Genomic DNA, 8,676 nt, shown 5'->3' on the forward strand with positions numbered 1-8,676 from the left:
GGTTGCCGACCGACGGGCCGACGCGCGGCCCGACCGGGACCGGGCGCCGCGCGGCGGGCGTCCTGGCGGTCGAGACGGTGGCCGAGGCGGCCGCCGCGCCGGGTCTACGGAGCTGACCATGACGACCCCGGCCCCAGCCCGGGCACGAGTACCGCGAGCTCGTCGCAGGCCCGCTCGACGGCCTCCTCCTGGACGTCACCGGCTGGGACGCCGACCAGCTCGCCGACGGCGCCGCACTCCCCATCGAGATCGGCGCCTACGGGCCCGGCGGCCGCGCCCATTACGAACCCCGCCCCGCAGATCCGCGCCGCTGGGACTGGCAGGGAGACACCCCCCGACACCACCCCCCGGACCAACCCCAGCGGCACTGCGATGCCCGCCCACACAGACTGAGAGAACCGGTCCGTGCCCGAACCCCCGAGCGGGCAGCGGACCGGTCCCCAACCGAGGCATCAGCGCCAGACAACCTCGACATGCTGTGCCAGGAACAGCAGCACGGCGACGGTCAGCCCGGAGCCGGCGTTCGCGAGCACCGCGCCGAGCATCCGGCCAGGTCACGCCAGGCCGACCGCTCCGGCCGCGCCTGTTTGCGGCTGGCGGCGAGGCCTTGGCGGACCTGTTCCTCGACGTCGGTGAACACGCGGGAGTAGGTCCGGTCGGATGCCTCGACCAGCTGGTAGGTCCACATGCCCGGGACGACGTCCCGGCCCAGGAGCTCCCGCTCGACCAGGCCGGCCAGGACTGACGCTAGGGCAAACAACCGGACCGAGCCGCCCAGTAACTCATCTACCGGGGCCCATCCCAACAGCGGGGGGTGGGCCCTTCCGCATGCCCCGACGAAGGAGAGGCCACGATGCCGACGCTGCACTACACCCCCGCCGCCGCCCGCACCCTGCGCTGTCTGGAGAAGGGCCGACGCGCCGACACGGCGAAACTGCGCCGGGTGCGCCGCGCGCTTGACCAGCTCGCCGCCGACCCCCGCCACCCCGGCCTACGCACCCACCTTTACCAGCCCTGCCCGGCCACACCGGCCACCGTGTTTTCGACTTCTACGCCTGGACCGGCGTTGACGCCTGGTGAGTCTTCTGGACGTACGGTCAGGCCAGTGCCGCCGATGGCCGCCAGGGGTGCGGTGCCGAGCACGAGGGCCCGATCATCACGGTGCTGGTGATCGACCCGCACCTGTAAGCCAGCGTCGCGTCCGGCGGGGCCGTCCCTGGGTGGTGGGGACGGCCCCGCCGGACGGGCCGGTACGGCGTCGACCGAGGCGTTACGGGTAGACCGAGGCGAGCAGGTCCCGGACGAAGCGGTCCAGGTCGTCGAGGCCTGCGGCGGTCAGGCTGTCGGGCCCGGCGACGAGCAGGTGCGGGATGGCGGCGTGCAGGCCGAGGGTGACGGTGACGGACCGTTGTGGGGTGACGGGCAGGCCAGCCGCGTGCTGGGCATATTCGAAGGCGGTGAAGTCGGCTGCGGCGATCTGGTCCAGGATCGCTGACAGCCAGGTCCGGCGGGTGGCCTCGGTCTGCAGTTCGAGATAGGCGAGCATCCTGTGGCGGCCCGGTCCGGCGACGTTCTCCAGCAGGCTTGTGATCATGACCACCAGGCCCTCGCGGTCGCTTGGTCCTGGGCCTGCGGCCGCGAGCTGTTCGGCGGCCATGCGGTACTGCTCGGCACACCGTTCGGCGATCGCTCCCAGCAGGGTGTCCCGTGTGGGGAAGTAGTTCTTGGTGGTGCCCGGCGGCACCCCGGCGGCCGTGTCGACGGCCCGGTGTGTCAGCCCGCGCCCGCCCTCCTCGGCCAGCACGTCGATGGCCGCATCACGCAACAGGTCTCGCCGATCATGATTCACCGTCAGATGTCCTTTCATCATTACCACTTGAAGGTACCACCTCAGGCGTGGTACCACATCTGTGGTGAGTCTTTCGAAGGAGAGGGGCGGGGCGACTCGAAGCCGGTGACCACCGGCTAGGGCGGCCCGCCATGACGTGAGACGCGACAAATAAGGGGAGATCGATGGCCAAGTTCCGCGGACACTGCGGTGAGTGCGGATTCAAGACCGGGTGGACCACTGAGGCCACGGCAGGGCAGAGCATGCTTGATCACTACGCCCACAAGCACCCCAATGTCGAGCCGGGGGGTGCCTCGCAGATCGCGCCCGGCGACCCCGAAGGGGTGGGGTGTCTCGGCTGGGTCGCCATCGTGATCATCGGGCTCTTCCTCCTCGCCATGTGCTCGCGCAATGGCGGTTGAGCACCTGCCGCACCGCTGACCTGGCCTGCGGCGAAGGGCCCGCCCGCCCGAGCACAGCCGCCCGCGCTGTCGGCGAGCCTGCCACCAGAAGCCTGGCGCCACGAATAGATGGCATGCTCGCGACCGAAAGAACGCGGGTCAAAGCCCTGGCCGCCCGCTGACCGGCGGTCTAGCATTCCCGGCACGGCGGCTCCACCACAGCACCACCGGGCCGCCGAGCAGAGCAGCCGCGCCACGCCCTCGGCGCTGCTGGCCTCCCACCGGCCGGGCCCCGCGAAACACCCCCTTGCTTCCCCGGGACCCGGCCGCCTGCGCTTCGTTCCCGGATGCTCGGAGCGCGGGTCTACGGGGCGGTGTGCCCGCGACGGCAGGAGCGGGCTGCCCGCTGCATCTTGGCCTCGGCAAGGTGTCGGCGGCCAGCGGCGAGGTCCTGGGCGGACCCGTTCCTCGGGGGCGGTGAACGCGGGGTCCGTCATGGGGTGGATCTGGAAGACTGCTGCCCGGCGCGAACCGGTGTCAGGGTCGGGGAGCCGGAGGGGTGGGAGAGCCACTGTGGAACCGGTCTTAATCGTTCTGATCATTCTGGTGCTGTTCGTCTTCATTGCCCTGGTCAAAGCGATCCAGATCGTTCCGGAGGCCAGTGCCGCCATCGTGGAGCGCTTTGGGCGCTACACCCGCACGCTCAACCCGGGTCTGAACTTCGTCATCCCGTTCATCGACACCCTGCGCCTCCGGGTCGACCTGCGTGAACAGGTCATGGCGATTCCGCGGCAGCAGGTGGTCACGCAGGACAACCGGTGCGTCGACATCGACATCGCCGTCTCCTACCAGGTGTCCGACGCGAGGGCCGCCACCTACGACGTGACCAGCTACGTTCAGGCGATCGAGCAGCTCACGGTCGCTACGTTGCGCGGCACCGTCGATGGCATGGACCTGGAACGGGCCCTGACCTCCCGCGAGAAGATCATCGCGGCCCTGCGCGGTGCACTCAACCGGGACACCGCCCGCTGGGGTATCCGGGTCCACCGCGTCGAGTGCAAGGTGGTCGCACCGCCCACCTCCATCAAGGGCCCGACGGCGAGGCCGGTTAGCGCCGACCGGCATGGAGGTCCCGTCGCCCCGGCCAGCGAAAACGGAGGGGCGCGTGGCGCACTGCAGTCGCCCGCCGGACTCGCCCCCGGGCACCGTCCGCTGCGGCAGGATGATCCACGCCGTATCGGCCGCTACCGCCTGACGGCGGTGCTGGGGCAAGGCGGAATGGGCACGGTCTACCTCGGCCAGTCGCCCGGGCAGCGCCTGGTCGCGATCAAGGTCATCCGGTCGGAGCTCGCTGAGGATTTGACCTTCCGGAAGCGGTTCGCCCGCGAGATCGAAGCCGCAAGCCTCGTCGGCGGGTTCCACACCGCGTCAGTGGTCGACGCCGATCCCCACGGCGACCCGCCCTGGCTGGCCACCGAGTACATCCCCGGCCCGTCACTGCACGCCGTCCTCAAACAACAGGGCGCCCTGCCCCCGAGGACCCTGCACACCCTCGCGGTCGGCGTCGCCGAAGCACTCGAGCGCATCCATGCCTGCGGCATCGTCCACCGCGACCTTAAACCCGGCAACATCATCATCTCCGGCGCAGGACCCCGCATCATCGACTTCGGCATCGCCCGAGCCCTCGACAGCACCGGACTCACCAGTACCAACTATGTCGTCGGCACGCCGGGGTTCCTCGCTCCGGAACAGCTCACCGGCGGATCGATCACGCATGCCGTAGATCTCTACGCCTTCGGCATGGTGCTGTGCCATGCCGCCGGAGCCGCGCCGCTCCCGGACGGCGAATCCCTGGCGTCCGCCCTCAGCCTGCTGCCCTCCCGGTTCGTCGGCGTCATCACCCTGTGCCTCGACCACGATCCCCGGCGCCGTCCGACGGCCACCGAGGTACTCGAACTGCTCTCCCGGAACCCGCCGACCGGCGACTGGTTGCCGCTCCCTGTACGCACGATGGTCGACCTGTACAACCCGGCGACCAACTCGGCACTCTGAACTCGGCGGCTGGGCTCAGGGTCGCTCTTGCACCTCGATGCCGTCGTACGTCCCGCCGACGCACTTGCCCAGCCCGGGCTCGATCTGGAAAACCTGCCCGCCCCCGTCCAGGCACTGTTGCGGGTAGATCCAAGCTTCCGCGTTGGCGAATCCCGCGCTTCCGAGCGTGAGAGCAACGGTCGCGGCGCACAAGGCAACCGCTGTAAGGGCACGACGCATGGGGACATCCTCAGGTCGAATTGGTTGGGCAACCAGCCAATTGGATCCTCGTTCGGTGCCCTGCTTCGGCATTCCTCCGATTGCGGGCGCGTCACTGTGCGAGTGGCTGAGTGTGTACGGCCCGGCACTCCCATGATCAATCTCAGCGCCAACCACGGTTCCATTGACCGAGGCCAGCATCCGAGCTGATGCTGATGGCCAAGTCCCGGCAAAAGAACGGCCTCGGTTCTGGTGGACTCGCGTATTCAACCGTCGCGAGTTGACCCACCAGACTCCGGCACTGCTACTGAGCGTGACAGCCTTGGGGCAGATTCTGGGTGTCAGGGGCATCCGGTTGGATGAGCACGTGACTGTCTATGACGTAGCTCGCCGGCTCCCTTCCATCGCTGACCTGCGGAACCTGTGCCGCTCACTGGCGATGCTCGATGCGATCCTGAGCCCGGACTGGGAAGGCCGGTACTACTCCTCAACGCCGGTTGGGCCGACGGCGAGGAGATAGCCTCGATGCGCAACGGATCGGCTGGGCGGCCCGCTTCCGGTGCCGCTTCCGATACCGCTTTCGGTCACCCGACACCTTGCACCTGCCGGCCAGTGCCGCGGGCAGCCTTGCAGAGCCCAAGTGCGACGGCTGGAGAGCCATCGTGGTGGCCGGCCCCCACCCTCGGGTGTACAGCCGGCACGGCATCGACCTGACCCGCGCGTTCGCCGACGTCGCCGAAGCCGCCCGCCACCTCACCGCCTGCGTACTGGACGGCGAACTGCTGGCCGTGAAGCCCGACGGCACCGTCTCCTTCGCTCTGCTTCAGACCCGATCCGGCAAAGGGCCCAAGCCCGGTGCCGGATTCGCCGTCCACCTCGCCGCGTTCGACGCCCTGGCTCGCGGGGGCGAGACCGACCTCCGCCCGCTGCCCTACCTGGAACGTCGCACCCACCTCCTGGAACTCCTGCAGAACGGCCCCGCGACGATCCAACCGCTGCTCGCCGCCGCGTACGCCGGTCGCCACGCAGTCGTCGGCCGCCTGGTCGTGTGGGAGGGCGACCCGACCCGCCCCTGGGCCGGCGGCGTCGACCCGGTCACCTGGGCCGCCGAGAACGGCGCTGTGACCGGGCGGGTGATCAGGTGGGCTGGCTGGTGCGGGTGCACCACTCGCCGGTGCCGCGGCCGCGCCGCGGTCTTCTGGCCACCGCAACACCACCCTGACGAGCCGAAACCGGTATGTGGAACTACATGCCTGGGCAACCGAGTCTTCTCCGGAGGACGGAAACTTCGAGTTCGACGTCGATGGGGGACCGGGATGCGCCACGGGTGGCCGACTGACCAGGAGCTGCGGCAGATCTTCCACGAGGAACTGCAGCGTGTGCTCGCGGGCGGGGGACCGCACTCCTGCACCGGGCTGGACGACGACACCGGCGAGGCGCTGTGGGCGATCGCCTCGGCGGAGCCCGCCGACCGCGAGGCTCTGGTGCCGGCCGCCTACCGGGCGTTCGCCGGTCAGCTGGACGGCAGCAACGCGGCTCGCTGGAACGAGGACCTGGAGCGCTGGTTCGAGGACCGCGAGCAGCGGCGGCAGAGCGAGGCAGGGTAAGTGACCGGGCTCGTTCTCGTGAGCATCCGGTCCAGGTGTTGCCTTCCGAACCGCTGTCGAAACGCTGCTCTACGACATGAACAGAGCCGGCGGCCGAGTCGTACGTCAAGCCCCACCCTCGACCGTTGCCTTGGTTGCGTCCAGGGAAGTGGTGTACGGGTTCCACCCGTTCCGGGGGTTTCGTCTCGGTAGCGGGTGTCGCCTGAGAACGTAGAACGGCCACCGGTTGATCCTTCGAGATGTCTGACGTCACGAAGAGGAGACCAACACGATGACCGCACCTGACAGTGTGCCCCTTGCTGCCCTGCTGGAGGAGAACCTGGCTTCGGCGAGTCCCGACCTGGTGCGGGCGATGGTGAAGACCTTCGCGGAGGCGATGATGTCCGCTGACGTGGACCGGGCCTGCGGCGGCGAGTACGGCCGTCCGAGCGAGGACCGGATCAACTCCCGCAATGGCTACCGCAATCGGGACTGGGACACTCCCCCAGCCTTCGGCCGGGGGTACCCCCAGCGTCGGCACGATCGACCTGGCCATCCCGAGAGTCCGGTCGGGCTCGTACTTCCCGTCGTGGCTGCTGGAGCGACGGCGCCGGGCCGAGCAGGCCCTGATCAGCGTGGTCGCCACCTGCTACCTGCTCGGCGTGTCTACCAGGCGGGTGGAGAAGCTCGCCGAGAGCATGGGCGTCACCCAGCTTTCGAAGTCCCAAGTCTCCGAGATGGCCAAGCACTTGGACGAACGGGTCGCCGAGTTCCGCAACCGTCCGCTCGATCAGGGCCCCTACACGTTCGTCTGGGTCGACGCGTTGACACAAAAGGTCCGCGAGGGCGGCCGGGTCGTCAACGTCCACTGCCTGGTCGCCATCGGGGTCAACAACGAGGGCCAGCGCGAGGTCCTGGGCCTGGACGTCGCCACCAGAGAGGACGGCGCCGGCTGGCTCGCGTTCCTGCGGTCCCTGGTCGCCCGCGGCCTGGGCGGCGTCCAACTCGTCGTCAGCGATGCCCACGCGGGCCTGGTGGACGCGATCGGCGCGACCCTGCCCGGCGCGTGCTGGCAGAGGTGTCGCACGCACTACGCGCGCAATCTGCTCTCGCAGGTCCCCAAATCCGCCCAGCCCTGGGTCGCCACCCTGCTGCGGACCGTCTTCGAACAGCCCGACGCGAAGGCCGTGCGCCAGCAGATGGCCACCGTCATCGCCGCCCTCGACGAGCGATTCCCCAAAGCCGCAGAGCACTTGGAACATGCCCGCGAGGACCTGCTGGCCTTCGCCGCGTTCCCCCGCACCGTCTGGAAGTCGATCTGGTCGAACAACCCGCAGGAGCGGCTGAACAAGGAGATCCGGCGCCGCACCGACGTCGTCGGGATCTTCCCCGACCGCAGCTCGGTCATCCGCCTGATCGGCGCCGTCCTGGCCGAGCAGAGCGACGAATGGGCCTAACAGCGCCGCTACATCGGCTCCGAGATCCTCGGCCGCTGCCGCCTCCACCCGATCGAGGGAGAAACCCCCGAAGAAACCCCCGCCACCGCACTCACCGCATAGCCTGAAACTGGATCACCGAGTGGCCGTCGATACACCACTCCAACGGACGTGACCCGTGCCTTCAGCCGAAGACGATGGCATGGCCGCTGGAGATGCTCGACTGGCATGCTGCGTAGAGCCGGGCCCAGGCGAACTTCTCGGGCTCGAAGGGGTCGGTGTGCGGGATGTCCGCCAGTTTGGCCTGCTCCGCACGGGAGAGCGTTCCGTCCTCGTCGGGATGGATGTCGATCCCCGGTGCCAGCCAAGCCAGCTCGGCCTGCAAGCGCTGGCTGGACCCGACCATTCCGTATCCCAGGACTTCGTCCTCCTCGGGCAGGAACAGCGGGTCACTCATGTCGACCGGCACGTAGTAGCCCCCGTTGTCGGCATGGCAGAGCAGGTGTGACGAGAACATGGTCAGCTCGTCATGGACCTTCTCCTTGTCCCGGGCGTATTGCTCGGCGTCCACGGCGTGAGCCGGGGTGACAGCTTCCCCTCGCAGCCGCAGGACGAATGCACGGCGCAGGTGGCTCAGGTAGCTGTAGGGAAAGCCTCCGGCGTAGAGGACACCGCCAGCGGGATCCGTGCCCGGTTCGCGCCAGTCGATGCCCTGCCCGGCAAGTGCCCGGTCGAGCAGGACGAAGGCGTTCAGGTGGTATTCCCACGCCTCGGGGTCGTTGCGGGCCAGGTCGTTCAACAACCCCACTGTTATCGAGAGTCCCATGCCCGCAAGGATAAGAGGAGGATCTGAGAGGGCGTTAAGTCCGTTTCTGGTAGCGGCCGCGTCCGGGTTGGTCGAGGAGTCCCTGACGAACGAGTCGTCCCAGGCGGGAGCGGGTGACGTTGATCGAGGGCTCGTCGGTGGGCAGCTCGAGGAGTTCGTGGAGGTCGCGAACCCGGAAGACCCGCCCGGGGTGCTCGTTGAAGGCGGTCACGATGCGCTGGTAGACGGTTGCGGTCTCCGCAGGGGCCGGTTCGTGCTCGGGCAGGGTGAGACTGTCGATGACCTTGCGGGTCGCGGTGAGCTCGGCCAGGCGGGCCTCGGTCTCGACGAGGCCGGTGGTCAGCCGCTC

At 69.0% G+C, this 8,676-nt stretch carries 5 protein-coding genes and 4 pseudogenes; 6 read left to right on the forward strand and 3 right to left on the reverse strand.

Going from position 1 to position 8,676, the window contains the following annotated elements; translation table 11 throughout:
• Nucleotides 1-96 precede the first annotated feature (96 nt).
• Nucleotides 97-329 (forward strand): annotated as a pseudogene (locus KS423_RS30690) (hypothetical protein); the annotation flags it as partial.
• A 941-nt stretch (nucleotides 330-1,270) separates the two neighbouring features.
• Here KS423_RS30690 and KS423_RS30695 read toward each other — a convergent pair.
• Nucleotides 1,271-1,849, reverse strand: coding sequence for a TetR/AcrR family transcriptional regulator (locus tag KS423_RS30695; protein WP_224283040.1), 579 nt, complete (start codon nucleotides 1,847-1,849; stop codon nucleotides 1,271-1,273).
• Between the two features lie 164 nt (nucleotides 1,850-2,013).
• Here KS423_RS30695 and KS423_RS30700 point away from each other — a divergent pair, with 164 nt between their 5' ends.
• The 5 genes and pseudogenes from KS423_RS30700 (at nucleotide 2,014) to KS423_RS30720 (ending at nucleotide 7,624) form a co-directional block, all read left to right on the forward strand.
• The gene (locus tag KS423_RS30700) at nucleotides 2,014-2,250 is read left to right on the forward strand and encodes a hypothetical protein (RefSeq protein ID WP_224283041.1); all 237 of its coding nucleotides are present in this window, start codon (nucleotides 2,014-2,016) and stop codon (nucleotides 2,248-2,250) included.
• A 552-nt stretch (nucleotides 2,251-2,802) separates the two neighbouring features.
• Nucleotides 2,803-3,351, forward strand: a pseudogene (locus KS423_RS30705) (SPFH domain-containing protein); the annotation flags it as partial.
• 135 nt (nucleotides 3,352-3,486) lie between these two features.
• Nucleotides 3,487-4,281 (forward strand): annotated as a pseudogene (locus KS423_RS30710) (serine/threonine-protein kinase); the annotation flags it as partial.
• A gap of 794 nt (nucleotides 4,282-5,075) precedes the next feature.
• Complete coding sequence (locus tag KS423_RS30715; RefSeq protein WP_224283042.1) at nucleotides 5,076-6,086, forward strand: hypothetical protein; 1,011 nt, start codon at nucleotides 5,076-5,078, stop codon at nucleotides 6,084-6,086.
• A gap of 271 nt (nucleotides 6,087-6,357) precedes the next feature.
• Nucleotides 6,358-7,624: pseudogene (locus tag KS423_RS30720) on the forward strand (IS256 family transposase).
• 61 nt (nucleotides 7,625-7,685) lie between these two features.
• Here KS423_RS30720 and KS423_RS30725 read toward each other — a convergent pair.
• Together KS423_RS30725 and KS423_RS30730 are read right to left on the reverse strand one after the other, a co-directional pair.
• Complete coding sequence (locus KS423_RS30725; RefSeq protein WP_224283043.1) at nucleotides 7,686-8,300, reverse strand: hypothetical protein; 615 nt, start codon at nucleotides 8,298-8,300, stop codon at nucleotides 7,686-7,688.
• Nucleotides 8,301-8,361: 61 nt separating this feature from the next.
• Nucleotides 8,362-8,676: type IV toxin-antitoxin system AbiEi family antitoxin domain-containing protein (locus KS423_RS30730; protein WP_224283044.1), on the reverse strand; the 315-nt coding region annotated here is incomplete at its 5' end.

Source organism: Streptomyces sp. LS1784 (genome assembly GCF_020103755.1).
Taxonomy (GTDB): Bacteria; Actinomycetota; Actinomycetes; order Streptomycetales; family Streptomycetaceae; genus Kitasatospora.

What these genes read in the sequence shown, in the direction of transcription:
- KS423_RS30700 (WP_224283041.1), top strand. Translation starts at nt 2,014, where the DNA reads ATGGCCAAGTTCCGCGGACACTGCGGTGAGTGCGGATTCAAGACCGGG.